Below are 26,585 nucleotides of genomic sequence, written 5' to 3'. Positions count from 1 at the left end.
TTCAGGCTTTTTTGTAATGAATTTGCCCTTGTGAAATTTGATTCTACAGAAGAATTACTCTACTTCCTCCACTGAAAACCAAGCGGCCGCCATTGTGTCGACACAGGAAGTTTCCGAACAAGGGCTGTAGCCCTCCAGACCTTTCTCGGTTCGAACCAGTCCAAAACCATAGTGGTCTTGCATGTTCAAATGAGCATAGTCGCGTGGCCGCTCGGTCACCACCACCAGGAACTGGTTTTCCCCGGCAGGCCCTGCGGCCTGTATGGGTTCGTTGGCGGGCGGCAAAGTCAGCGCCTTGTTGGCTTGAATCGCCAGCACCGGTACGCGCACATTGGGAAGCAACTGAATGAGCGACTGGTCGGAAGAGCGAACGTAAACCGCCACATAGCCATCGATGGGCGACAACGCCTCAAAGCGCAACAGGTCTTCACCTATTTTCAGAACGGGCTCGCTCATTTGAATGGTGAGCTGCGAATTGGCCTGGTTCAACACCGATTGAAATGCAGGTTCAATCGGGTTGGGTGCTGTTTCAATTTGCTCGGGGGTGGGCAATGGCAACTGCTCAGTGTTTTCCGTGGGCCTGTCAAAAAGCCCTGCCGCCCAGGCAATGCTTACAACAGCAGCAATGAGTCCCGTGACAATCAATCCAATCAACATACCCTTGATACTTGTTGCGTCATCTCCTTCTTTCTCGCTCAGCTTTTCCAAGACGGGCATTGCTGGCACAGTTGTCGGCACATGTGTTGGCAGATCAAACAAGCTGAGTACGTCTGTTTGAACTTTGCACATGGCCTCCCGAAACTGGGCCATGCTGGCAGTTCGATCTTGAGGCTGCACAGCCAGTGCGCTATCGACGGCATGCTTTATTTGCGTACTGAATGGCAGTGTGTTCTGCGTGTGCAGCGGCACATAACTGTCGTTGACCAAGCGGCCCACAGACGAGGGTGGGGTTTTGCCGGTTATTAAAAAATGCGCCACGGCGGCCAATGCATACACGTCGGTCCAAGGGCCTTGTGTCATTGATGGAACTTCCGCGTACTGTTCTATGGGTGCGTAACTGGCTTTTAAAATCACAGTGAACGGCTGCGACACATTGCCAATCACCCGGCGGGCTGCTCCAAAATCAAGCAGAATCGGCAAGCCTGTGCCCTCCTGAATAATAATGTTCTCAGGTGAAATATCTCGGTGGTAACACTGCTGGTTGTGCATCACTTCAAGCGCTTCTGTCAGCGCCACAAGCCACATCAGCAACTGGCTTTCCGGCAAGGGTGCCCCTTGCTGGTCCATGCGCTGTTGCATGTACTGTTTCAGGGTTGTGCCTTGGTACAGCGGCATCACCATGTAGGCGGTGCCTGCCATTTCCCAAAAGCGGTACACTTTCACCAGCGCGGCATGGTCAAACTGGGCCAGCAAGCGCGCCTCGTTGACAAAGCTTTTCAGCCCTGTTTCATAAGTGCCGTTGTGTCGGCGGTCGCGCACTTTCACTTGTCCGTCGGGCATGCGTTGCGCAAGCGATGCAGGCAGGTATTCCTTCAGGGCCACTTGCCTTTCAAGCATGGCATCCCAGGCTTTGTACACAATGCCAAACCCCCCCACGCCAATGACGCCCCGAATCTCGAATCCTTCAATCAGTGTGCCCGGTGGCAAGGGCTGCTGGTTGGCCTCGCATGTTGAAACAGGCGCGGCTTGTATTACCGTGTTGTCGTTCATCACAGTGCGATGCCCATGCCAATCAAGGTTTCAAACGCATCGGCTTTGGGCAGCCCCCGGCACTGCATTACCCAGTTCACTTGCCCGTCGAATTCAATTCTGAACCAAGTACTGTGGCAATCGTTGCTCACTGCGTTTTGACCAGTTGGCACGGTCATGGCAACCTTAGGCAGGTGCTGCAATTCATTGGCCAGTTTGTCCAATGTCCATTCATCGTTCATGGCGGCGGCGCACATGCCATAGGCGTGTGAAAACCAGTCGGTCAAGGTTTGTGGCTCAATGTGCTGATTCAGCACGGTAGAAGGCTCTCCCGCTTCGTTTTGTGCGGGTAGCTGTTCCATCAGTACAAACGGAAATGCGCGCCCCGCTTTGTCTACGGACGGCATGATCACACCCACAGCCAGATTGTCTTCAAGCGCAGGCAGAGCCTTTTTGCCCAACACAAAACCATGCATGGGTGTTTGAAAGTAAGCGCGGGTCCATGCATCGCCATGGGTTTCTTGCCCAACTTGCATGGCCTCGCTGAGCCAGTTGTCGAGCGCTTCGCACACCTTGGCAGGCATGTTGTGGCTGCAAAAATCGCCCACGCAGGGCAACTTGCCAAACCATGAAATTGTGCGTTTGCTATTTATTATGTTCATAAATTGCCCGGGCAACGGAATTGGCGAAGCTCATTCAAGCGAAGCGGATTGAACGCCGAATTCGCCATCACTTCAAATTCAAACTGTTTGCCTTCGAGTGTAAAAATGGCCTTGAATTTTTCTGGCCGTTCGGTGTTTTGAATTTGCGCCGAATCGAACAAGCGGAACAGGGCCCATGGGCCGTTGTAAGTTTTGTACGCGCCTTCCGAAGCCCGAATGCGTAACGTGGATGATGGCGATTGTCCACCCCACTGAATGCGGTGGTTGGGTTGAAACTGTTTGGAAAACATTTTCAAGTCGCCATTTGTTTCCATGTAAAACACATCGCTCGGGTTGCTGGAATTCAGCAAACGCATTTCTACATTGAAGGCTGCGTTGGGCGTGTTGCCGGGGAAGAATACATCGCGAATTCTTGCAGCCCGCTGAAACTGGATAATGGCCGGGTTGGCTGGTGCTTGCGACCCGTCGCTCAGTGGCTTCAATTTCCAGTCGGCCGAACCTGTGTCCACTACGCTGGCCAAGCGGCTTGCAAAAAACTGATCCATCAAACCACCGGGGCCGAAAAAGCGCGCAAAGTCGTCGCTTAGTACATCAAGACCCGAGCCTGAATGAATCGGGTAGCGGTTGGACACAGTGCGTCTGCACACGTCTTGCAGTGGGCGCAAGTCGGCGCTTAAGTTGGCGCGCTCGGCCGCGCGACCTTGCGCACTGCCTTGCCCGGCCAGTTGCCCCACAATGGCGCGAACCGGTTCAGGCAATACACCGGCATTTACCTGAACCTCGTCCATGGCTGCGGGGGGTGGTGGGGCTGACTTGCTTTTTTTCGCACTGGCTATGGCGGCCAGTTGGGCGTACAGGTCGTTCAGCAAAGTGGACACCTGCGAGTAGGCAGGTGGGTTGCCTTCAAAAAGCCCATTGATGTTGCTGAAATGTTCATCCACTTGTTGTTCCAGCGGGGCTACAAAGTCAACTGGTTTGAAATCAGACCCTGCCAACAAAGCCACATTGGGCGACAGTGCTTGATTCGCTTTCTGATTCGCCACTGCTTCAGCTTTGTCGCTGTTTTTCCCCAACGAGCCTGCCAACCGCGTGTTTTCAGAAACGCCTTCCAGAAACTTTTTTAATGGGGACTGCGGGGAAGCCAATACGCGGGATAAATCCACGGCTTGCTCAAACTGTGCCGGGCGCTGAATTTGTACGTCTTTCAGGTAATTGTCCCAAACCTGGATGTAATCGCGAATGTACAGTTCGCGTGCGCGGCGCATCAAACCAGGCGTGTTTGCAGCGTTCATCGAGTTGCTGTTGCCCTCGCCCTTGCCTTCACCCAAAACCCAACTTGCTTCATCGCTCAATTGTTTGGCCTGCACAGGCAGTTGGACCAAAAAATAACTGACATACGTATTGCGCGTATAAAGCGCATCCACACCCTGATTCAACGATTGCCCGCTTGAACGGGTGAAAATGCCGGCTGCACTCACCCCCACTGTTTTCACCAAATTGAAGTCGCTGTTTGCATCGGGTTTGAAAAACCGCACCATACGTTTGTAAAGCCTTTCATCCAGCGCTTGTGCGCCAATAATTTGCCGCGCGTTCTCAATTAGTTCTGCGTCTTTGGGTGGAAGCTGCAACGGTGCCCCCAGCGCTATTGCGGCTTGCAAATGCTGGCTTGCAGATTCACGCAAATCGGGTTCGTAGCCGGAAAGTACATTTTGTTGCCAGTCAAACACCACCCAGGTGGTCAGCGATTCTGCATCGAACTGCGCCGGAGTGTGAATCATCACATAGGCTTTTAAAGACTCGTAAGCCAGCTCCATGTCCTGGTTCAGTGCCGCGCGCAACCTGTCTTCAAGGCGTTTGGCCACACGTGGCATCAATGCCGTGTTCAAGGCGTTTCGATAAGCAAATTGCTCAGCCTGAGCCAGCTTCTCGTCCTGGTTCAATCCCAGCTGGTGCCCAAGTTTATCGGGGCTATTTTGCGCAACCTCTCGCAGCTCGTCCAAGGTTTGAAAAAGTTCTTGCAGGGGCGCTTGCGCTTCGGTGGGCAGGGTGGCGGCTTTGGCAGCAAGCCGTTCCGTGCGCTCAAGAGTTTGGGCAATGGAATTGCTGTTGTTGCCATGGCTAATCCACCAACCCAGCGACAGCAGGCCAAACAGCACACAGACGAATGAAAGTACGCCCACATAGAGGCCTTGTTCCAACAGCGCTTTTTTCTTCACATAAGAAGCAAGGTGTTGTTCTGCGAACACCACTTGCGACAACACATCGCGAATGAAAAAGCTTTTGCCTTGCCCTTTCACCGCAGAATCAATTCCGGCATTCGGCGCCATGGCCGATGCAATTCGATCAAACACCGTACCGTCTTGCGTGCCGCTGCTTAAATAAAGACCGCGCAATACCACCGGCTTTTCAAAAGGACTTTCCGATTGAAATGCCTGCGAAAGAATGGATTCAATCGCTGGCTTGAGTTGTGCCAAAGCCAGTGGGAATTCAAACAATTTGATCCGTCTGTTTTCTTGTTCTTCGCGCATCAGGCGGGTATTCAATTGCTCACTCAAGCGATCTACCATCGCGCCCAGTGCGCTGGGCAGGGTGTTGGTCAGTGTGGTGTTTAGTGTGTTCGGGTGTTCGAAATTCACCCCCCAGGCTTGTGCGCGTTCGGCTTCGCTGAGTCGCCCAAATGTTTCTTTGAAGCCGTTGAGCAAATCGAGTTTGGTGATCAACACATACACTGGCGGGCACATGCCCAAGGCGCGAATCATTTCTTGTAGACGCAGTGCAATTTTCGCAGCCGTTTCTTTTCTTCTCGATTCTGTATCCAGCAATTCCTGAATGCTCAGCGTTAACAACACACCATTCACTGGTTGCTTGGGCCGGTGTTTTTTCAGCAGGCGTAAAAATGAATTCCAGCCAGCGGCATCGGTGTTCTGGTCAGAATCTTGTGTGGTAAAGCGCCCGGCGGTGTCGATCAACACGGCTTGGTCTGTGAACCACCAATCGCAGTTTCGCGTGCCACCCACGCCCTTGATGGCGTCTTTGCCCATGGGATCTTGCAAAGGAAACCGCAAGCCGGCATTTTTAAGTGCCGTGGTTTTTCCACTGCCCGGCGGGCCAATAATGACGTACCACGGTAGTTCGTACAGGCCGGGTTTGCTTTGGTACCAGGCCTTGCGCGCCTGGTGCTGTTTCAGCGTGCCAACTGCTTCATTGAAAATGTCTTGCAGCTTTGCTGACTGCACGCGCGATTGTTCATCCTGGCGAGTCAACCCCGCTTTTAGTGCGTGTTCAGCCTTTCGCACTTTCCACCAGCGCCAGGCCAGCGGCCCAAACACCAGCAGAAAAATCACAATGCTAAGCAGCACCTGAACCCATAGGCTGCTGAAGGGGCGCGATTCGCCGATTGACACAATCGGGCCTACCAGCCAAATCAATGCCAGAAATCCCAGAAAGGCCAACAGGCTCAGAACAAAACGAAGAAGCATAGTGAACTCGGGTGGTATTTATTGGCTGTGAATCAAGGTAATTTCAACGCGTCGGTTTAGGGCGCGGCCTTGCGCCGTGTTGTTGGGTGCAATTGGGTTGGCAGCACCTGCGCCTTCGGTGGCGATCGCCGTATTGGGCAAAAAGGCCGCGATGCGTTGCCCGACATGTTCTGCACGTTCAGCTGACAATTGCCAGTTCGATGGAAAGCGGATAGAGCGAATCGGTTGGTTGTCGGTGTAGCCCGTCACCGTAATTTGCCCGGGGTGCAGCGACAGTTCCTTGGCAACCTTGTCGACCAAAGGCGCGGCTTTGGCGCTTAGCTCAGCACTGCCGGAGTCGAACAAACCATCACCCACCAAAATCACGGTGGATTTGTTGCCCAGTTGTTTCAAAGTCAGCAAACCAGCCATGATTTCCTGCTGCAGTTGAACCGGCAGTTCAAGCCCGAAAACAGGATTGACGGGGGCAGCAGCAATTTGAGTGAACTCAGGCGCAGGAAATGAAATTGACGTAATTTCAGCAAACGCTTGGTCAGATTGAGTGTTCATGTTGAAATACAATCCAAGAAAAAAAAGGGTACCCAGCGTGCTCAGCACACTGATTGGTAACCACAGAGGAATTTGAAGAAAACTTTTTCTGGAAGCGGGCGCTTTGGATTTCCAGAAATCAGGGTGCAGTTGGGCAAGCGGATGGAGTGGATGCGATTGAACCAGTTGAAACAAGCTGGTGCGAAGCTGTACCAGTGCAATGTCGCCACCCGTTTCTACTTTGTATTTGCCTTTAAACCCCAGGCTAAGCACCACAGCCATCAGCTCCAAAAGCTCCTTATTTTCTGCGGGGCTTTGCATCAGTTTCTGGATCAGGGCAAACACCTTTTCGCCGCCCCATGTTTCACTGAAAAACTGCAGCAGCAAACTGTGGTTGGCCCATTGACCCGAACCACCCCAAGGCGTGTTGGCTGCGCGTTCGTCCATGAATGTGCACAGCACATAGCGAACTGAAAGCCGTTCAGCTTGTGGGCGTCGCATTTGTTCCAGTGTTTGGTCGAGTTCTCGTAAGCCCCTCAACATTGTGTTGGACAAGGCCTTGGCTGAAGGCACCTCAACCATGTCGCCCACTGCGCAAATCATTCGCAGCAGTGGGCTGGCATGCACCAGCAGTCCGTTTTCACTCGCCGCCGGGTTGTTTTGCAACTGGCTTAGCATGTGGTCAAACCGGGCCTGTGCGTGGGAGTGCTCGGCCTCGCCAACGCGGCCAACTGATTCAGAAGGCCCTAAAATATTGTCCAGCGACTGGATGGCTGCTGACGCGGGTTTGCCCAGTCGGGGTTTGATAATGGTGCGCTCGCCACCCAAGGCGAAGAATGGATCGTCTGCGTTCAAAGCAAGCGCTCCTGTTCACGGCGAACTGCCCACAGTTCAATGCGCAGTTCGGGCAAATCCCCGGCATAGTGAATGGCCAAATGCCCGGTTTGCTCCAGCATTTTCCACAGGGGTTCTGTGCGTGTTTCCAGTTGGAAATAAATGTGGTCTGCGTAATAGGGGAGCGCCGCAGGGCTTTGCTGAACAGTTTTCATCCGAACGCCCGGCAAATTCAAATTCACCAAATCACGCAGCTTTTCAACCGGGCCAATTTTCACAGTGCTTGGGAATTGGCGTTGTACCAATTCTTCGGGCGCCAGGGCATGCACGGTGAGGTAAAAATGCGCGTCGCTCAGCAAGCTGCGATCGGTTACCTGGCCGATGTGCACACCACCCTGTTTTTGAACCAAGGGAATTTGAATTGCATGTTGATCGTGAAGCCCAGCCAACGCGTTGCGAATACCGTTCAGTACATTTTCAAAAGCCAAGCGCAAGTTGTCGTGGTCGTAATTGGGTGAAAAGTCGGCGGCGGTGTCATCGCCGTACAAAGTCACCGCGCCCAGGCAGGCCAGCAAGCGAAGGTAGGCCACTTCAGGGTGCAATTGTTTGGTATTCAGCAAATGTGCAATAACCAGCCTGTGTTGAGTGCAGCTCTGCAACAAAAGGAAGTCGCCAATTTCAGAACTGTTGTGGCTGCCCTTGCGAATTCTACGTTGGCGAAGTTGCGCTATTTTGCTTTCAAGCAGACCCAGCACAGCTTCAAGTACTTGGCGAATATTCGCGTTTTTCAATCCACACAAGCAGGGTTCGATAAACCGCGTGTTGATTTGAATTTCGTGATTTTTCGATTCCTGAAGTTCGCACAACTGCAGCTGCACATGGCCTTCCTGGTGCAGGGCATCAGCGCTCAAAAACAGGTTAAGCCGGGCCAGCTCGACAGATTGGGAATCAAGTTCAGGGTCGTACACACTCGGAATTTCTTCTGTGTTTGACAAAAATTTTGAAGTACTTGCGGTGTTTTTTTCGGGTTTGTTGGCTTGCCAGTCAAGCTGCCCGGCCGACCAATGTGGTTTGGCCAGTGACAGAAAAACTTTTCCCGATTTTGGAAAGCTAGAAATGTTCAGACAGGGCGGGGCAGGGTCTTGATCAGGAATTGAAAAGTAAGTGCCATCCTGGAAAAAACCAGATGCCTTTAATACACCAATTTTTCCGGCCAGCAACAAATCTGGGTCCAGTTGCAGCGTATGAAAACCATGGGAATACGCATTGAAGTTCGCAGTTCGCACATGAATTTCATGCTCGAAAAAGCGTTCTTGCTGCTGGAAATGTTGTGGCTGTAGAAAAAGCCCTTCACTCCAAATCACTCGGCTGTTTTTAGTCATAACGGGGGATGAGTTTCACTCTCTGTTTACTGGGATGTATCACTCGTTGAGCGAATTTTTTTAAAAGGAATAGACTCGACGCCCAAGTCGCGAAAAATCCTAACACGAGATTTTTTAAGGTGATTTTTTTACCGATGCCCTACCTATTCCGGAGTAGCTATGTTTGAGAAACACATCCTGAAGTTCGCTTTGATGGCGCCCCTCTTTGTTGGTCTGCATTCGCTTGCCCATGCCGATTCGTTGGTGGTCGATTTGGTCGACACAGTTCCCGCTGTAGAGCAGGTGAAAGAAGGTTTGTTTCCTGAAGAGGCTTGTGAAGAACTCCGCAAGAACGGTTTCAAGTGCATGGGCTTTAAGCCTGCTGTGCGCTTTTCAATTCCCAATGCCCACTTCCAGCTAGGCTCTGCGGAATTGCCAGTTGAACTGAAAAAGCAGCTCGATGTGTTTGCCCAAGTGCTCAGCAATCGCCCCTCAGACTCGCCCTCGGTACTGGTAACTGGGCATGCCGACGCAAGCGGTAACGCGCCGTTGAATCAAGCGCTGTCATCCGAGCGAGCCAAGGCGGTGAAGTCTTATCTGGTTCAAAAGGGTGTTGCACCCACCTTGCTGCGCGTGGAAGGCAAGGGAGCCGACAAGCTGGTGGATGCGAATAATCCGTTTGCACCCGCCAACCGTCGAGTTGAAATTAGCCGCTTGCCTTGATCTGGACTGACCCTGTACCACAATGAACAAACTGATTAGCCTGAGCGGATCAGCCCCGCTGGACGAAGTGCATTTCAGGTCTGCACGCCTGCATGAGGCCTTGTCGGAGAACAGCACCGGCACGGTGTACCTTGAGTCTGACTCTGCCACTTTGAATGCAGATGACTTTTTGGGAAAAAACCTTTGTTTGGCGTTTGAAACACGCGAGCAAAGCAAACGCTATTTCGATGGTGTCATTGTTGAAATGGAACAAGTGTCCATGGCCACAGGCGGGCGGTGTGCGTACCGGCTTGAACTGAAATCATGGACCTGGCTGCTCGGTAAAAATCAGGAATTTCGGGTTTATCAAAACAAAAACATACCTGCCATTGTGGCGGAAGTAATTGCGCGCCATGGTCACCCCTCGGTGCGTTTTATTGATCGAAGTATTGGTGCAAAACGCGTTTGGGAATATGTGGTTCAGTACGGCGAAAGCGACCTGAATTTCATTCGCCGCATTCTTGAACAGGAGGGTGTTTACTTCTATTTCGAGAATGCAAACAATTCGCACACCCTGGTGTTGATAGATTCAAGTACTGCCCATGCAAGCTTCCCAGGCTATGATTCCCTGACTTACGACCCGGCTGCGCAAGGCGGTCGTTTAACGCCTCAGGAAATCATTGCCAGCATGGCGATGCGAAAGTCGATTGAGCCCCCCCGGCATGCACACACTGATTACAACTTCAAAACACCGTCCTCTTCTTTGTTGGTGAATTCGCAAGGCAAAGCTGAGTCGTACAACTCGGCCTTTGAGGTGTTTGAATACCCCGGCGAGTATGAAAACGAAGGTGAGGGTGCGCATTACAGCCAGCTTCGCCACGAAGAGGCGCAGGCGCGACAACTGGTGTTCAATGCAAGCACCGCAGCGCGTGGTGTCAGCGCTGGCTATTTGCTGAAAACCGTGTGCAAAGACAACCCCGCTTTTTCCAAAAGCCTGTTGATTGTTAGTACCCGCATTGGCATTCACGAGTCAGAACCCGAAGCCAATGGCGGCGCGCAATCCGATTTTGATTGTCAATTCGAGGCCATTGAGTCCAGCCAGCCTTTCCGGCCTGAACGCAAAACCAGAAAGCCTCAAGTCAGGGGGCCTTTGCCCGCATTGGTGGTGGGTCCGGAAGGCCGTGAAATTCACACCGATGAATTCGGCCGAATCAAGATTCAGTTTTATTGGGACCGCTACGGCCTGCGCAATGAAAACAGCTCGTGCTGGGTGCGCGTGGCTTCGCTTTCAGCCGGAAAGGGTTGGGGCTTTGTTGCAATTCCACGCATTGGTCAGGAGGTGGTGGTGTCGTTTGAAGACGGCGACCCCGATCGTCCACTGGTCACTGGGATGTCGTTCAACGCGGAACAAACACCGCCCTATTCTTTGCCCGGCAACAAAACAGTGTCGGGTTTGCGCTCGCAGTCTTCCGAAAAAGGCTCGCCCAGCAATTTCAATGAATTGCGCTTTGACGACAAGCTGGGCAGCGAATACGTTTGGTTTCAGGCCGAGAAAGATTACATGAGCCTGATCAAGAACAACAGCAGCACTGAAATTCGTGGAAACTCCAACAGCCTGCTGCACGGGAACTTGATTGAAGAAATCAAGGCCGATGTGTCGCGTACCGTGTTGGGCCAGGTTAGCCAGCAAATCGACAAGGCGTTAAGCCTGACTGCAAACGACGATGTACTGGCCACGGTTCAGGGTTTGTTCAGCTTGATGAACAACGGGCAAATTACCATCAGCACTGCTGGGCAATGCTCATTAAAATCCCGGGGCAGCACCGATGTGGATGCAGTGGGCAACCTGAACCTGAGCACAGACATGTTGGGTAATGTAAAGGCAGGTGTTGGCTTGAAGCTGAGCGCTGGTTTGTTCATGTCCTTGAATGTGGGCGCTTCATCGATTGTCATGACTCCGGTGGGCATAAAAATCAGTTCACCTTCCATCACTTATGGCGGCGGCGCTGAAGCTGAGGGTGCAGGCGGTGCTTCGCCTACGCCACCTGAAAGTGCGCTGGCACCTTCGGTGGTCGAGCCGCCCGTTGACCCACTTTCCTGACAGGTAGCATGCGATGCAGTCTGTGTACGGGGTGGCCCCCAGTGATCTGATTTCTCAAGGCCCTGCATTGGTCGAGTTTCCAGCTTTTTTGGGGCGCACCGTGGGCGGTGCCATTCCCATTGATTGCAACGTGAGTGTGGTGAAACTTGCCGATGCGGGCTTGATCAACAACAAGTTGTGGGCGTGGAAGCCGGTTGAACGGGGCTATGTCGTTTCAGTGAATCCGATCCCATTTTCTCTATTAAAAAATCATCTGCGGCGAATGCGCCAACTTCAAGATGAACTGGGCTGCAATCGGGTGTGGCCTTGGTTTGATCCGCGGTATCTGAAGATTGCACTCAATACGCTGAACGGCAGCGATTTGTCGAATCTGTTCGGTCCAATTCAGTCGTTTGGGTTTGCTGTGGGCGAACAGGTTGAGCTGTATGTGATGCAAGGCGATCAGCTACAAATCAAGCAGGTGCCGGCATGATGACGCTCGATTTGAAAGCAGGTTTCGAGGCACTGGCGTGTGAGGACAACTTGCATAGAATTCACGCCTTGCTCACTGAGCTTGATCTGGACCACGGCTACAGCAGCCAATCTGATTTTCAAGATTCCTTAGAAAATGCGATTCAAAGCCTGCAGCAACACGGGGTATTGAGTGCCTATCAGCAAGCGTGCGTGCTGCTTTCTTATTATGTGGGTGAAGTTGACTTCAAGCAATTTTTCGAGGTGCTGTTGTCCCCACAAGCTTTGGTTGCCCAGTGTGTTCAGCTGGCATTGAACCGTGGTGTGCCGCCCACTGCGTATCAGCACTTGCACAAGACTTTGGCAGGTGTGGGCCGTGTTGATCAGGCATGGCTTGAATTACAGGCTGAACCCGATTTGCTTCAAGGTTTGAGGGCACATGTGCCCGGCCAGTTTTTGCTTGAAGTGGCGTGTAATCACGAAGGGGTTATTGATCCCGTTGTTTGTTCGGAATTCAATACACAAGCCAATATCTTTCGAAGTGAAACCGGATTTCAGCACAAGTTGTTTGGAAAGTTCACGCCTGAAAAACTTTTGGCACAAATGTGTGAACAGGCCATTTCAAACGATCCATGGATTGTCAGCCCGAACCCGATTGTTGAGCGGTGTGAATTGGGTATTAACCAGGGCACCAACCAAGGCAGCGGTTTTAAACCCATGCAACAACTTGAAGTGGTGGATGCGCGCACGGCCAGGGTCCAATACGGGCAGCGTGCATTTGAATGGACAAATGCGGCCATCCGCCAAGTTGAAAGTGCCTGGCATGGTGTTGATCACTTGAACGATGCAGGCGTTCGTGTTGCAAAGCCTTTCATGCACGTCGATTTTGACCTGCATGCAGGGTGGCGCAAAGCCACTGGCATTGGTGCACCAGTCGAGTTTGTTTCCACCGGCATCACCACCTTGCATTTGCCCGCAGGTGCATTGCAATGGCATGCCCACTTTCTGCATGCGGGTGTGTTGGTCAACTTGACCATTCAAGCAGCCCGCGATGTGTGCATCGACTGGAATTTATATGATGCACGGCCTGCGGGCCAACTGCCATTTGGCGAACCCTTGCTGATCTGTCAGCAAACCGTGCCCTTGAAAATTCAACTGTCGCCTGTGGTGTGTGTGGGTAGGCCCTTGCTGAACTTGCGCAACCAAAATGCCGGGGAAATGACCTTCACGCTGCTTACCAAGATTGATCCAGAATTTCACCGCCTGGATGCTGAACTTACCTTGAGTCATTCTGAACTGGTGTGCCAATGGCAAGCTTTTGACCCCCTGTGTGGCATTGCCTCCAAAAGCTGGGCTCTGCTTCCTGCTTCCACCTTGATGCAGTGGGAGTTAATACATGGATAAAACCCTGTTGCTGCGAGCCATTGCGTTGGGGCAAGACGCTTTGCTTGCGCTCAATGGAATGATTCTCGGGAAGCTGAATGCAGGGCAGGAAGTTCGCATGCCTGTGCATGAATTTATTCAGGCCGGAGAGAACCGCCTTCAGGTGTTCAGTTTGGAAGAATTGCCAGATGGTGAAGGCAGTGTTCTGGCCAAATCCGATTGCTCGGTTCAAGTGTGGGTTGAGTTGCAAAAAGACCGTGGCTCTGCCACGCAGGTCGAGCCGCATATTCTGTTTGCACTTGAAGAATCATTCAATCGCGGGCAACGAATACACAAAGCACGCATGCTTGATGTACAGCTTGATTTGCCGGTCTCATTTCCGCGCTGGCGTTATCTTGATGTTTTGCAGTCCACACCCACTGAAAGCGACCGCATAAAAATACAGGACTTTGTATTGAACATGCAGGGCCTGTTTCGCGGCAGGAAAGTGTCGGCGTTGTCGCCTTACTTTACGCATCGCAACCGTGAAATCGCCACTGCTTATGGCCTTGATCTTCAACAAGCCCACAGCAATTTCACGAAGTATTTGAATCAACTCTGCATGAACAGCACGCTTGAAGATTCAATGCAGGACCCGCAGGCGTGGCTTTTTTATACCGTGCGAAATTCGGCGGTGTATGCCTTGCTGAACATGCAGCATCAGGCCTTGTTTCAATTTCAATGTGTCGAAGACAACACCACCATCCACCTACCCATGCATGTGGGTGTGTTGGGTGGAGAAGTGTTTGTGCTGCGATAGGAAGCCTCATGAACTCAAGCTTCCAGTTCAAAGTTGATTGTCTGCAGCCTTCAACAACATCGCTTCAGCCGTGGCCCGTGCCACTGCATGGCGGCATTGTTGGTCGTTCGCAGGAATGCACTTGGGTGCTCGATGATCCCAATCGAATTGTGTCGCGTCAGCATGCCCGAATACACATTGATGATGCGCAGTGCTACTGGACCGACCTGGGAACCAACAGCACGCAGGTCAATGGCAAACCCATGCCGCAGGGAGAACAGGTTCGTTTGAATCTGGGTGACGTGTTGAAGATTGGCGACTACCTGCTGACCTTGGAAATGGCAGATGCCCACTGGTCGGGACTGGATGCTTTATTGCCCCGGCAGGAAGTTGATCCGCTTGAGTCCTTGATGCCCCAAGCCGAACCGGCGTTAAATATTGATGACTTGTTGGCCGATTTGAGCCCCGCTTCACAGCATCAGGCACAAGACTCTGTTTCCCGCGTGCCCGTGCTGGCGCAGCGCATGTACGTAGGTTCTCAGGGCGCACAGGTTAATCGATCCATCGAGCCAGAAGTTCCATTGTCGAACGCAGCGCAGCCAGCCACCGAGAAAGAACTCGAAAACCTGCGGTATTTGTTGGGAATCGGTGTTCAAGGTTGCATGCAGTTGTTGCAAGCCAGGCGCGTGTTCAAAGAAGAAATGGGTGGTGATTTAACCACCATTTCAGGCAAGGCCAACAACCCCTTGAAGTTTTCGAGCTCGCCAGAAGAGGCTATGGCCCGGTTGCTGGGCGAACCCTCACAAGCTTACTTGCCTGCTGATCAGGCTTTACAGCAGGCTTTTCAAGACGTGTTAATTCACATGCAATTGAGTGTAGCGCGCATTCAAACCACGATTGAGCAAATGCAAACCACTTTCGACCCCCAGGTCATCATGGCCGAGGCCACCCGCCAAGGTGGATTGGCGATGGGCTTAAGTGCCACACGCAAGGCACGTTTGTGGGATTTGTATTGCGAGCGTTATCAAAAGTTGAACGACACATGGAATTAACACTACAACTCAGCGGTTCAAACGCTGGCAACCCTGTCAAAACACGTGTGCTTGAACGAAGCGATATAGGTCACCGCGCAGAAAATCAGGATGCCTTGGGGCAGCGCATGGTGGGCGATTGGTTGATTTGTGTGTTGGCCGATGGTGCCGGTGGTCATCGGGGTGGTGAAGTGGCATCGACCCATGCCGTAAATGCCTTATTGAATGAGTTTGCCCTCACCCCAACACAAGATGCAAACCAGTTGTTGGCCATGGTACATCGAGTGAATTCGGGCATTTTGAAATCGCAGCAGTTGCATTCTGAGCTTGAAAACATGCACACCACCCTGTGTGCGTTGGTGCTGAATCAACAAAGTGGGCAATTGGTTTGGCTGCATGTAGGCGATTCGCGGGTCTATCATTTTCGGAGCAGCGAGCTTGCTGCGCGAACGAAAGACCACAGCGTGCTGCAGTGGATGGCCGACCACCAGCAAACAGAGCCAGTACCCAGCCGCAACGCCTTGTACACCGCCTTGGGGGAACAACCGCAACAACTGGTTGTTGAGGTGTCCCCAATTTCCGTGGCGAAACCCGGAGATTGTGTGGTGCTCTGCAGTGATGGGCTGTGGGAACACTTCAGTGACTCGGAGTTGGCTTTACTGACTTGCAATCTTCGTCACGACCCAACATGCACTGAGCACATTCATCAGTTGGCCTTGGACCGAGCGAAAGGGCGTGCCGACAACCTCAGCAGCATGTTTATTTTTGTGGAAGGGGTTAGTTCATCTGGTTGATACCAAACCGATGACGCCAATCCAACGACGCAATTTTTACGTTTTGATTTTTAATGCTTCAATCCCGTTCGCCTTTACTTTCAGTATCAAAAACTCATGCATTCCATCCAATTCGTCAGCGCATTGTTGCTGGCCACCTTTGCCTTGCCTGCTGTTGCGCAAGTGTCTACTCCGGCGCCGTTTCTGAATTCTGAATCTGCGCCACCGGCACAGGATATTGAATCGACACCAATGATTGACAACAAAGCTGATCAGAAGGCCGCGCCAGAATTGGGCAAGCCTATGAACGATTTGTCGATTGACGTAACGGCGTATCAGCTTGACGGTTTTTCAACCATTGAGGGTGTGGACAAACGCGATCAGGCTGAGATTCAGAAGCGTTTGTTGGTGTATGTGGGTGCAGGGCGAACTTTCGAAGACCTAAGCAGCGCAGCACAAGTTGTGACTGCCTACCTTCAAAGTGAAATGGGACTGTATTTGGCCTACGCCTACCTGCCCGCGCAAGACATCAAAAACGGTGTGGTCACCATTGCCGTTTTGCCTGGCGTGCTGGAGGGCGTTGAGGTGGTGTGGCCAGCGGATGAATTGCGTGTCAGCAAAGAAATTGTTCAGGCACACCTGGATCGCTTGAGGCCCGGCGATGTTATTCGCGTCGACGACGTTGAGCGGGTCGTGTTTTTACTGAATGACCTGCGCGGTATTCGCATGTCGTTTGCAATCAAGCCCGGAACGCAGGCGGGCAAGGCTATTTTGGTCGCCACACCCATGAATGACAAGCCCTTCACAGGCAGTCTGAGCGTTGATGCCAACGGGTCGCGCTATGCAGGAACTTACCGAGGTATTGCCACCGTGTCTTGGGAAAGCCCGTTTGGTTTGGGGGATTCCCTGTCGATTAGCCATCTGCAGTCGGATACTGGTGGACTTGATTTTACACTGCTGGGCTACACCTTGCCCGTGGGCTCCAGTGGTTTGAAACTGGGTGCGAATGTGTCCACAGTGAACTACACCTTGAACGAAAATGATTTCCCTTTGGGCTTAAACGGCAATGCGGAATCAGTGGGTGTATTTGCACTTTATCCACTCATTCGTTCTCGTAACTTGAACCTGTTTGCTTTAGCAGGTTTCGACAAAAAAGAATTTACTGATCGCCAAACCCTGACTGGTCTTGAAACGGTGAAAGACATTGAATCTGTGAGACTTGCTTTAAGCGGTGATTCCCGCGATGGTTTGATTGGGGGTGGTTTGAATTTCTTCAATTTCACTGTTGAGGAAAGTGAAGTGAATTATCCAGGCGGCGTGCCGTTTGGCCTCGACGATAGTTTGAACGCCATGCGTGTGAATTATTCCTTGGGTCGACTTCAAACGCTGGTGTCGGGTAAGTGGATGTTGTGGACTTACCTGCGCGGACAACAAGCATTGGACAACCTGGACAGCAGCGAGCAATGCTCGCTGGGCGGTGCAACAGCAGTGCGCGCTTTTGCCCAAGGCGAAACCCCGGGTGACAGTTGTGATTTGTTCACCGTTGAAGCCCGTTACCTTCCCACTGCGAGCTGGCTTGGCAGCTACGCACGCGAATTGTCTTTCAACCTGTTTTATGACCAGGGCCGGGCGCAGCTAAGGCACAACGCGAGCGGGCAGGGCAATGGCTTTAACAACCACGCCGACCTTGCTGGCTACGGACTTGGCCTGGCCTGGGACCGGCAAAACGTATTCACTTTCAACTTGAGTCTGGCCTGGGAATTGGCCGGTGTACGCCGTTCCGACCCCAAGCCACAAAGCCCCAGAATTTTCGCTTCGTATGTTTACTATTTCTAACAGGGTACGCACCATGAACACCGCCATTTGCACTTCTACTCGTTCGTTCCCTTTAAAGCCACTGGCCGCTTCCTTCTTGATCATTTATGCCGCAGGCGTTCAATCTGCGCCTGTATTTCAAAGCTCACAGGGTGGAAACGTTGTGGTCACAACCCCGGATGCGACCACTACGGTAGTGACCCAAACTGGAAGCCGCGCGGTGGCCAACTGGAGCGAGTTCTCGATAGATCAAAACGAGACAGTTCGCTTTATTCAGGACAATGCAACTTCAGTTATTTTGAACCGTGTAACCGGCGAAGACATTTCCAATATTTTTGGCACCTTGCAAGCCAATGGCCGCGTCTTTTTGATCAACCCAAATGGCATTGTGTTTGGTGCGAATTCGCAGGTCAGCGTGGGTGGTTTGGTGGCCTCCACATTGAGCTTGCAACCCGGTGCTCAGGGCAACAATTCCGATGTCGAGCTGGAGCTAAGATTAGATGCGGCTTCCATTCTCAACGAGGGGAGCATTACAGCCAATGACATTGTGTTGATTGCGCCCTCGATTACAAACAACGGTACTTTAATGACAAGTGGCGTAAACGGCGCTGTGCAACTCATAGCTGCAAGCGAAGTCACCGTAGACACATCGGGCGACAATTTGGCCTTTGAAGTGCAGGCTGGTTATGAAAACGCATTAATAAGCCAATTGGGTACTGTCATGGCTGAAGGTGGTCGGGTGGTTTTGTTGGCCAGGCCTACTTCTGATTCATCATCGAGCGTTATCAATCTTGCAGGTGTGAATCAGGCTGCGCGAATAACCATTGACGGAAACACGGTTCGCTTGAGTGGCGCCATCAATTCCGGCAATGGCAATGGGACGCTGGAAGTGACTGCTGGCAACATTACTCAAACGGCTGAGGTCAACGTCGACAATGCAACATTGAATGCAACAGACAGTGTCGCACTGGGCGATTTTAACGCAGTCGGTACGTTGACTGTCAATGCGGAAAATTCGCTTACCTTGGGTGATTTGACCGCCAATCGCTTGGTCATGAGGGCCGACAGCATAAACCAGAATGCAGACACAAGAATTGCAGTGGCGAATACCACCAGTTTGACGGCACGCAGTGTTGCTTTGGGCAATGCCGGCAACAGCTTTGAAGGCCCGGTCATATTGAATGTTGCAGAACAAGCCACGCTTGGCAGCAATGCCGATTTGGCTGTTCAAGGTACAGCTGGCAGTGCAACGTTAAATGCCAGCAATGTGATGCTTGGTAATTTGACAACAGCCGACGATCTAGCCGTCACTGCGCTTGGCAGTGTGGGTCAAGTTGAAAATAGCACGCTGACTGTGGCTGGTGCCGCAACTTTGAAAGCAGTGAACGTCGATTTGGACAACGCGGGCAACAGCTTCGCCGAGCCAGTAAATTTGAATGTGACCGAGCAGACCACCCTGCGTGGAGCAGGTCGACTTGAAGTGGCTGGCAGCGTGAACAATGTCTCGCTGGAAGCACAACACTTGGTGCTGAGCAACCTCGCCGCTGAAGGAAACCTAAGCCTGAAGGCCAACACCATTGGCCAGACAACAGACCTTGTTGTTCAGGGCAGCACACGAATTGAAAACACCGGCGCAGTGAATCTTTCCTTGTCGAATGACTTTGTGGGCGATGTAACGCTGTCTGGTTCCAGCAGCGCAACCGTGAATTTGACCGACCGGAACAATGTGCGTGTGGGCGGGCAGACTGGCTCTGTGAACATCACAGCAAATGGACTTGAAGCCGGGACCGGTGTCGTTACGCTGGGCAACTTGCGTGCACAAGAACTGACGGTGAACGCAAACACCGTGCGCAACGCAGACACAAACACCTTCGGTGGCGCAGTGAATGTGTCCGGTACAACCCGCTTGACTGCAGGCAATGTTGAACTGAGCAACGTGAATAATAATTTTGGTGGGCAGGTGGCCCTGCAGGTCAGTGAGCAAGCCACGCTGAGTGATGCCAACAATTTAAGTGTTGGGGGAAATGCAGGCGGTGTGACCTTGAATGCCGGGTCAATTGAATTTGAGCAGGCTTTAAATGTAGGCGGTAATTTGGCTCTGGAGGCTTCCAGCATTACTCAAGACGCTGCGTTGACTGTGGTTGGTTCAACCAGTATTAACAATACAGCATCAGTGGTCTTGACCAATTCAGGCAATGATTTCACAAGTGCAGTTGAACTGCGCAGTGCAGGTGATGTTGAGCTGTTCGATAGAAACAGCATTGAGGTACATGGCAGTTCGGATACATTGAGAGTGACCACAGCTGCTGGCACCACAACTTTGGGCGATCGGACCGCGGGTGAATTAACCGCAGGTAATCTTGTTGTGAATGCAGATCGCATTGTGCAAAATGCACGCGTGGTGGTCAATGATGAGGCCACTTTGAACGCAATCCAGATTGACCTGGCCAGTTTTGAAAACGATTTTGTCGGCCGGGTAATATTGGACTCAGGCGTACAGGCCAACGTGCTGGATGCCAACAGTTTGCAAGTGGCGGGCAGCAGCAATGCGACCAATCTGCGAGCGCAAACCTTGATTGTGGATGGCTTGACAACCCAGGGCACAGCCAACCTGACCGCCGATGTAATTCGACAGGAAGGGGCTTTGATCGCGAACGGCCCGACCAATTTAAAGGGCGGTGAGGTTCAGCTGAACACTTCCGTGAACAATATTTTTGCGGGTGCTGTGAATGTGGACCTAACAGGTGCCGCGAATATTCGTTCATCGAACAACCTGGTGATTAACGGCGCTGCAGCCACAGTGAATGCTGATGCAACAAACAATTTGACTTTGGCCTCACTGAACTCTCAAGACATTACTTTGAATGCCGGGCAAGTGAACTTGCAGAATTTCACAGCTGCTGGCAATTTGACATTGAATGGCGGCACCATCAACCAACAAGGTGCCTTAACTGTAGAAGGAACAACCACGCTGGGTGCCAGCAATGTGTTGCTGGGCCAGCAACGCAATGATTTCAAAGGCGATGTGGTGTTGAACAATGCGGGCAGCGTTGCACTTCAAGATGTAAACACCCTGGGTGTAGCAGGCCGAGTGAATGGCTCAACAACGCTGATTGCCGAATCAATTGGTCAAACCAATGCATTGCGCACCGACTCTACTCTATTGCTTCAGGCCAACAATGTTAGTTTGACCAACGCTGAAAACCAGTTCAACGGCATCGTTCGACTTGAAGGTGCCACGCAGGCGGCTTTGGTCAGCCAAGGTGATTTAACCGTGGCGGGCTCCAGTCTTGGTAACGTCGACTTCACTGCGGAAGAAGTCATGTTGAATGAACTTGGTCCAATTCAGCAATTAAGGGTGGCCGCAGACGAGGTGAAACAAGGTGCCGCCTTGTTGGTACAGGGGCAAACCACGCTTTCAGCCAACAAGGTTGAGTTCAACAATTCAGACAATGATTTTGTGAATACTGTCGTGGTTCAAGCCAGAAGCGCATCGAACCCTTCGGTACAAATTCGTGACAGAAACTCACTGACCATTCAGGGTGAAAACTTGGCGCTGGCCGCCGAAGTTCAAGGCAGTTTGACTGTGCAGGCCAACAATTTGACCTTGGGTCGCAGCACAGTGGGTGGTCTTACCAACATCGATTTGAGCGGTGTTTTAACCCAGACCAATTCAATTACCCTGAACGGTTCACAGTTGTCCGCCGATCGCATTGTTTTGAACAATTCCGCCAATCGCTTTAATGGCACAACCGAGCTTGATTCACATCAACTGATCGAACTCCACACAGCGGGCGATTTAACCGCCGACACTGGTTCTTCCACCGGCGCTTTGGCGCTGAATATTGCCGGCAACACCAATTTGCAGGGTGGGCAAATCACCTTGGCGCAGTCTCAATTTGGCGGTGACTTGGCAGTGAATGCCAATCAGATTTTACAAGCCGCTGGCGCAAGCGCAATTGAAGTGCAAGGCAACACGCAGCTGGCAGCCTTGGGTGGTGCAATCGATTTGCAAAACCCGAACAACCAGTTCAATGGCGATGTAAGCGCCAATGCGGAGCAAACAAGCTTCGCAACGAATGGTGACTTGCGTTTGTTGAGTTTAATAAGCCGTGGTGGAGAAATTACAGCCGATGGGCGCTTGCTGTTGTTGGGCAATATTGAGCAAACAGGTGGAACGCTGGCTTTTACTGCCCGCGGAATTCCTCGCCCCTTGTCGTCGGCAGAACTTGCATTGATGCTGCCACCATCGCTGGATGTGTTTTCGAACAAAGAGGCGGTGAATCCAATTTCCGGCTTCGGGCGTCTTGACGTGGCCAGCGCGGTAATTGATCAACAGGCTGGGCAAATTTCGACTGCAGCAAGTGCAACCACCGTGTTCAATTCCACCCGACATGGGTCTATTAACCTGACCCGGGTGAACCAGATCAATGGTCGTTTTTCCGCTTTGTCGGGTCCAGATTTTGGGCAGGCATTTGTGTACAGTCCGAACCGCGGCGCCAGCCTTATTGCAGTCAACAACGACGTTCGTTTGCGGGCCAGCGAAAACGGAATCGAAGCCGATTTGGTGGCCATTCGATCAAGGGGTCTTTCGACCCAGGGTTCCAATGCGGTCATTCATGCACGCATGCCTTACAACGACATTGCTGTTGGAACTTCCCGTTCGTTCCCGGCTTTGACCTTGTCAATTCCCTTGAGCAACTCAGCAGGCACTCAGAGCGGGGCGGCCCCTTTTGGTGAATCTGCCAATTCCGGGCAATCTGTTGGGGATGGTGCAATTCGCGTTGAACTGGGTGATGCATCGCGCGCCGGTTTGGGTGGTTTCCTGACTGTGTTGCCATTTGAGGGAAGCAATCTGCTGCCAGGGCAGGTGGTGTATTTGGCTGGGCCACAGCGACCTGGAACACAAGCATTCTTTTATGACGGCGCACGAAGCCTTGACCGGATTCCCGTGGTTTACAACGGTACTTTGCTGCTGTCGCCCCAGGAAAATGCGGCTTTGACCACGGCGCAAGGTGCAGTGGTGCTGGCCCGGCAGGAACAAACCCGTTCGGTGGTGCGCACAGAAAATGTGGCCGGCAAGGTGATCAATGGCGTGGTGGTAGAAGTGGGTCCAGGTCGCCCAGCCACCGAAGGTGAAGGCGGTGCAAGCAAGCCAGCTTCCTGTGATTCAGCCGAGGATGACCTGAACTGCAATCTGTGATCTTTGTTTGAATTAGGGACTTCCTGTGTAGCCATGGCAGGGAGTCTCGCGCATACTCCGTGTTGACATTTTTAATCCAAACCGGAGTGAATTCATGAAAACCAAAGCCGTGTTGTCCGCCGACGACGTTCAAGCCATTCTGGCAGCCGCCCGTGCTGAAGCGGATAAAAACAACTGGGGCGTCACCATCGCTGTGGCCGACGATGGCGGTCACTTGTTGGGCTTGTTGCGTCTGGATGCCTCGCCAACCATGAGTGCTTACATTGCCCCAGCCAAAGCCAACTGTTCTGCACTCGGGCGTCGTGAAAGCAAGATGCTTGAGGATGTAATCAACGGCGGTCGTACATCGTTTTTGTCTGTGCCCAAACTTGAGGGCATGCTGGAAGGCGGCGTGCCAATCATGGTGGATGGCCAATGCATTGGTGCGGTGGGTGTCTCAGGTGTTAAATCAGACCAAGACGCACAAATTGCGCGTGCGGGTATTGCTGCGTTGAAGCTGTAATAGCAGTACGGCATATGTGGATAGAACCTCGGCCGTTGGCCGGGGTTTTTTTACGCGCGATTGCTCGTCTATAATGGAGGCATTGCCCAACATTGTGGAGCCTCATGAGCGACCAACTCACCCCCATATCAGACCAGGAAGAATCCAACCGAACCATCGTTCTGATTGCCTACATTCTTGGCGCTGTGGGTATATTCACGGCCTTCATACCCATTCTGATCGCCTTGATTATTTGCTATGTGAAGCGTGGTGAATCTACAGGTACCATTTACTACAGCCACTACGACTGGCTGATTTCCACATTCTGGATTGGCACTTTTTGGTTCGTGGTGTCCATCGTCACTATGTTCGCTTTTGGCTTCGGCATGCTGGTGTATTTTGCGCTCAGTATTTGGCTCTTGTACCGTTTCGTGAAGGGATTGCTTCGTTTCAGTGAGCGCAAAGCTGTTGTCTAAATCATTCAAGCCAATGCACGTTATTCGAGCTTTCCTGTTGTGTGGCTCTGTTTTCCTACTCCATGGCTGTGCCAGTTTGCAAGACGGTTCTACCGATTCCCTGGTGCTAGAGGACGGCACCGTGTTTGTGGGCGATGCCGCTGATCGAGGTGTGGTTCAGCAAGCCCTGCTGGCCCAGTTTCGCGAATGGCGTGGCACCCCCTACCGTCTGGGTGGCAATTCCAAATCAGGTATTGATTGCTCCGGTTTTGTGCAGCAGACACTCGCGTCCCATTTTCAAATCAATGCCCCACGCACCACTGCCCAGCAAGTGAATATGGGTGAAGCGGTAGATCGAAGTTCGCCCAAAGTGGGCGACCTTTTGTTTTTCCGAACAGGCTATAGCACGCGACATGTGGGCTTTTACCTGGGTGGTGGCAAGTTTCTGCATGCGTCCACCAAGGTGGGTGTGACCATCAGCAGGCTCGATGATTTGTATTGGCAAAAAACATTCTGGCAAATTCGCAGGGTGATGTAATAAAAAAGCCCGCTTTGCAGCGGGCTTCCGGCTACGCCGTTGAGGGTTACTGTTGCTGTGCCAAAACCTCAATGCGTTGCTCAATCGGCGGGTGGCTGCTGAACAAGGCCATCACGCCGCCTTTGCCAGAAATTCCCGATGCAGCCATGTTCGATGGTAAATCGCCAGCCTGCATGCCGCCCAAGCGCTTCAAGGCCGAGATCATGGGTTGTTTGGTTCCCATCAACCATGCAGCACCCGAGTCGGCACGGAATTCACGCTGGCGCGAGAAGTACATCACGATGATGGACGCCAAAATACCCAAGGTAATTTCCATCACGATGACCGTGATGAAATAACCCATGCCGTGGCCGCTTGATTCGGAATCGTCTTTGCGCAAAAACTGGTCGACCAGAAAACCCACCACGCGGGCCAGGAAAAACACGAAGGTGTTGACCACGCCTTGAATCAGGGTCAGCGTAACCATGTCGCCGTTGGCCACGTGTGCCACTTCATGCGCCAGCACAGCTTCGGCTTCTTCACGGCTCATGCTTTGCAGCAGACCGGTGCTGACTGCCACCAGCGAGTTGTTCTTGCTGGGACCCGTGGCAAACGCATTTGGGGCGCCTTCGTAAATGGCCACTTCGGGCATGGCAATGTTGGCCTTCTGTGCAAAGCGCTGAACGGTGCTGACCAGCCACTGTTCGGTCGGGTTGCGCGGGGTTTCAATGACCTGGGCGCCAGTGCTCCATTTGGCCACTTTCTTGCTGATCAACAAGCTGATGAACGAGCCACCGAAGCCCAGCACAGCACTGAATGCCAGCAACATGGTCAGGTTCAGCTGGCCCCCGGCCATGAACTGGTTTAAACCCAGTACATTCACGGTGATGCCCAGTACCACCATGATGGCGATGTTGGTGGCTAAAAATAAAACGATGCGTTTCATGATGCGTGTTGTCCTTTCAACAATTGCAATGGGGTCACCCGGTGAAGGGTGTGTTTAAGTTGGCGGCGTACAGCGCGAGCCGCTGATTCAACCGCTTGGTCAATGGCGCTAAGCCAATGCGGCCCGGCACTGTTCACAATCACGGGCGCTTGCCCATCGATTTGAATTTCAATCACACAACTGCGCTGCTCAGCGGGCTGCGTTTTGCGGCGGTCCAGTTTCACAGTGATGTTCTTAATCTGTATCGAAAGTCGGCTGATGGCAGAGCCCATGCGCCGTAGAACATATCGGCGTAAGGTGTCGTCGACCTCGGGGTGCTGGGTCACAATTTCTGTATTCATCGAGCGTGCCCTCCTTGAGGGGAAATAGACAGTTGAAGTGTACGCTGGTTCAATGTAAGAATAAATAGAACACTCATTGATTAAATAATCGAAAATATCGAAGGGTTTAATGAAGCTGACCGACTTGAATTACCACCACTTGCGTTACTTCTGGATGGTGGCCAACACCGGCAGCCTGACCGCGGCAGCCGAGCGGCTGGGCCTTCGAGCGCAAACCCTTTCGAGCCAGATTACGCAGCTGGAACAAACCTTGGGGCGTGCCTTGTTTCAACCGGTAGGCCGGGGCCTGGGGCTGACTGAAGCGGGGCGAATCGCCCTGCGCTACGCCGACCAGATATTCCAGCTGGGCGAGCAAATGGCCGAAAGCCTGGGCGATGAGCAGTTGGATTACACGCTGCGCTTGTCTGTGGGCATTGCAGATGCTTTGCCCAAAACCGTGTCGTTCCACATGATCGAACCCATTTTGGGCATGCAACGCCCGGTGCGGCTGGTGTGTCAGGAAGGTCGGTTTGAAACCCTGTGTTCAGAACTGGTACAACACAGCGTGGACGTGGTGCTGGCCGAGCGCCCCGGCGGACAAGGCACCGCGCACTTGCAAGTGGCGAAGTTGCTGACCTACCCGGTTCGAATTTTTGCCAGCCCTGTCTTGAAAGCCAAGTATGCCGAAAATTTCCCGAACAGCTTGCAACATGCGCCCTTCCTGATGCCATCGCGCAACAACGTGCTGCGCTTGAAGCTGGAGCACTGGCTGGAAACTGTGGGTGTGGAAGTGACGGTGGTGGGCGAATTCGACGACCTGGCGCTGCTGGAAACTTTCGGGAGGGCTGGCTTGGGTTTGTTTGCCGTACCTGCAATCTTGATTGAAGACGTGGTGCGAGACCACACGTTGGTACACATGGGCGATGCGCAGGGCGTGGTGGAAGACTTTTTTGCATTTACCCACCCGCGCAATTTGGATCACCCTGCCTTGAAACTGTTATTTGGCAACAATTCCAGCACTAACCCCAATACAAACCCGGATCGCCCGAAATAAGCGCTTGCAGTACACTGCCTGCT

General features: G+C 52.4%; 20 protein-coding genes. 13 read left to right on the top strand and 7 right to left on the bottom strand.

Going from position 1 to position 26,585, the window contains the following annotated elements; translation table 11 throughout:
• Window positions 1–54 precede the first annotated feature (54 nt).
• Genes NSP04_RS10975 through tssK form a run of 5 tightly spaced genes read right to left on the bottom strand, consistent with a single transcriptional unit; the run spans window position 55 to window position 8,574 of the window.
• Complete coding sequence (locus NSP04_RS10975) at window positions 55–1,710, bottom strand: serine/threonine protein kinase (protein WP_257512396.1); 1,656 nt, start codon at window positions 1,708–1,710, stop codon at window positions 55–57.
• Entirely contained in the window at window positions 1,710–2,351 is a 642-nt protein-coding gene (tagF, locus tag NSP04_RS10970; protein WP_257512395.1) for a type VI secretion system-associated protein TagF, read from the bottom strand. Before tagF ends, NSP04_RS10975 begins: the two co-directional genes overlap by 1 nt.
• Window positions 2,348–5,830 (bottom strand): type VI secretion system membrane subunit TssM, encoded by a 3,483-nt coding sequence (gene tssM / locus NSP04_RS10965; RefSeq protein WP_257512394.1) that lies wholly within the window; start codon window positions 5,828–5,830, stop codon window positions 2,348–2,350. The genes tagF and tssM overlap by 4 nt, the downstream gene beginning before the upstream one ends.
• 18 nt (window positions 5,831–5,848) lie before the next feature.
• Complete coding sequence (tssL, locus tag NSP04_RS10960; protein WP_257512393.1) at window positions 5,849–7,213, bottom strand: type VI secretion system protein TssL, long form; 1,365 nt, start codon at window positions 7,211–7,213, stop codon at window positions 5,849–5,851.
• The gene (tssK, locus tag NSP04_RS10955; protein WP_257512392.1) at window positions 7,210–8,574 is read right to left on the bottom strand and encodes a type VI secretion system baseplate subunit TssK; all 1,365 of its coding nucleotides are present in this window, start codon (window positions 8,572–8,574) and stop codon (window positions 7,210–7,212) included. The genes tssL and tssK overlap by 4 nt, the downstream gene beginning before the upstream one ends.
• 159 nt (window positions 8,575–8,733) lie before the next feature.
• Here tssK and NSP04_RS10950 point away from each other — a divergent pair, with 159 nt between their 5' ends.
• The 12 genes from NSP04_RS10950 (at window position 8,734) to NSP04_RS10895 (ending at window position 24,263) form a co-directional block, all read left to right on the top strand.
• Window positions 8,734–9,276, top strand: a complete 543-nt coding sequence (locus tag NSP04_RS10950; RefSeq protein ID WP_257512391.1) for an OmpA family protein — start codon at window positions 8,734–8,736, stop codon at window positions 9,274–9,276.
• 22 nt (window positions 9,277–9,298) lie between these two features.
• Window positions 9,299–11,356, top strand: a complete 2,058-nt coding sequence (locus tag NSP04_RS10945) for a type VI secretion system Vgr family protein (RefSeq protein WP_257512390.1) — start codon at window positions 9,299–9,301, stop codon at window positions 11,354–11,356.
• Window positions 11,357–11,369: 13 nt separating this feature from the next.
• On the top strand, window positions 11,370–11,828 hold the full coding sequence (locus tag NSP04_RS10940; RefSeq protein WP_257512389.1) for a hypothetical protein: 459 nt from the start codon (window positions 11,370–11,372) through the stop codon (window positions 11,826–11,828).
• Window positions 11,825–13,210 (top strand): hypothetical protein, encoded by a 1,386-nt coding sequence (locus NSP04_RS10935; protein ID WP_257512388.1) that lies wholly within the window; start codon window positions 11,825–11,827, stop codon window positions 13,208–13,210. The genes NSP04_RS10940 and NSP04_RS10935 overlap by 4 nt, the downstream gene beginning before the upstream one ends.
• The gene (locus NSP04_RS10930; RefSeq protein WP_257512387.1) at window positions 13,203–13,988 is read left to right on the top strand and encodes a hypothetical protein; all 786 of its coding nucleotides are present in this window, start codon (window positions 13,203–13,205) and stop codon (window positions 13,986–13,988) included. Before NSP04_RS10935 ends, NSP04_RS10930 begins: the two co-directional genes overlap by 8 nt.
• Before the next feature lie 8 nt (window positions 13,989–13,996).
• Complete coding sequence (locus NSP04_RS10925) at window positions 13,997–15,019, top strand: type VI secretion system-associated FHA domain protein (protein WP_257512386.1); 1,023 nt, start codon at window positions 13,997–13,999, stop codon at window positions 15,017–15,019.
• On the top strand, window positions 15,010–15,792 hold the full coding sequence (locus NSP04_RS10920; protein WP_257512385.1) for a PP2C family protein-serine/threonine phosphatase: 783 nt from the start codon (window positions 15,010–15,012) through the stop codon (window positions 15,790–15,792). Before NSP04_RS10925 ends, NSP04_RS10920 begins: the two co-directional genes overlap by 10 nt.
• A gap of 96 nt (window positions 15,793–15,888) precedes the next feature.
• Window positions 15,889–17,607 (top strand): ShlB/FhaC/HecB family hemolysin secretion/activation protein, encoded by a 1,719-nt coding sequence (locus NSP04_RS10915; protein ID WP_257512384.1) that lies wholly within the window; start codon window positions 15,889–15,891, stop codon window positions 17,605–17,607.
• 13 nt (window positions 17,608–17,620) lie between these two features.
• Window positions 17,621–22,789: a beta strand repeat-containing protein gene (locus tag NSP04_RS10910; protein WP_257512383.1), complete on the top strand. Its 5,169-nt coding sequence runs from the start codon at window positions 17,621–17,623 to the stop codon at window positions 22,787–22,789.
• A 94-nt stretch (window positions 22,790–22,883) separates the two neighbouring features.
• Window positions 22,884–23,291 (top strand): heme-binding protein, encoded by a 408-nt coding sequence (locus NSP04_RS10905; RefSeq protein ID WP_257512382.1) that lies wholly within the window; start codon window positions 22,884–22,886, stop codon window positions 23,289–23,291.
• Between the two features lie 104 nt (window positions 23,292–23,395).
• Window positions 23,396–23,746, top strand: coding sequence for a DUF4870 family protein (locus NSP04_RS10900; protein ID WP_257512381.1), 351 nt, complete (start codon window positions 23,396–23,398; stop codon window positions 23,744–23,746).
• Window positions 23,739–24,263, top strand: a complete 525-nt coding sequence (locus tag NSP04_RS10895) for an NlpC/P60 family protein (RefSeq protein WP_257512380.1) — start codon at window positions 23,739–23,741, stop codon at window positions 24,261–24,263. Before NSP04_RS10900 ends, NSP04_RS10895 begins: the two co-directional genes overlap by 8 nt.
• A 46-nt stretch (window positions 24,264–24,309) precedes the next feature.
• Here NSP04_RS10895 and htpX read toward each other — a convergent pair whose 3' ends face one another.
• On the bottom strand, window positions 24,310–25,188 hold the full coding sequence (gene htpX, locus NSP04_RS10890; protein ID WP_257512379.1) for a protease HtpX: 879 nt from the start codon (window positions 25,186–25,188) through the stop codon (window positions 24,310–24,312).
• Window positions 25,185–25,529, bottom strand: coding sequence for an HPF/RaiA family ribosome-associated protein (locus NSP04_RS10885; protein ID WP_257512378.1), 345 nt, complete (start codon window positions 25,527–25,529; stop codon window positions 25,185–25,187). The genes htpX and NSP04_RS10885 overlap by 4 nt, the downstream gene beginning before the upstream one ends.
• A gap of 109 nt (window positions 25,530–25,638) precedes the next feature.
• Between NSP04_RS10885 and NSP04_RS10880 the strand changes: the two genes are divergently transcribed.
• Complete coding sequence (locus NSP04_RS10880) at window positions 25,639–26,562, top strand: LysR family transcriptional regulator (RefSeq protein ID WP_257512377.1); 924 nt, start codon at window positions 25,639–25,641, stop codon at window positions 26,560–26,562.
• Window positions 26,563–26,585 lie beyond the last annotated feature (23 nt).

The organism is Limnobacter parvus (genome assembly GCF_024623725.1).
GTDB classification, from domain to species: domain Bacteria; phylum Pseudomonadota; class Gammaproteobacteria; order Burkholderiales; family Burkholderiaceae_B; genus Limnobacter; species Limnobacter parvus.
Note: the sequence above shows the minus strand (reverse complement) of the source record. Positions and strands in the feature narration are given on the sequence as shown.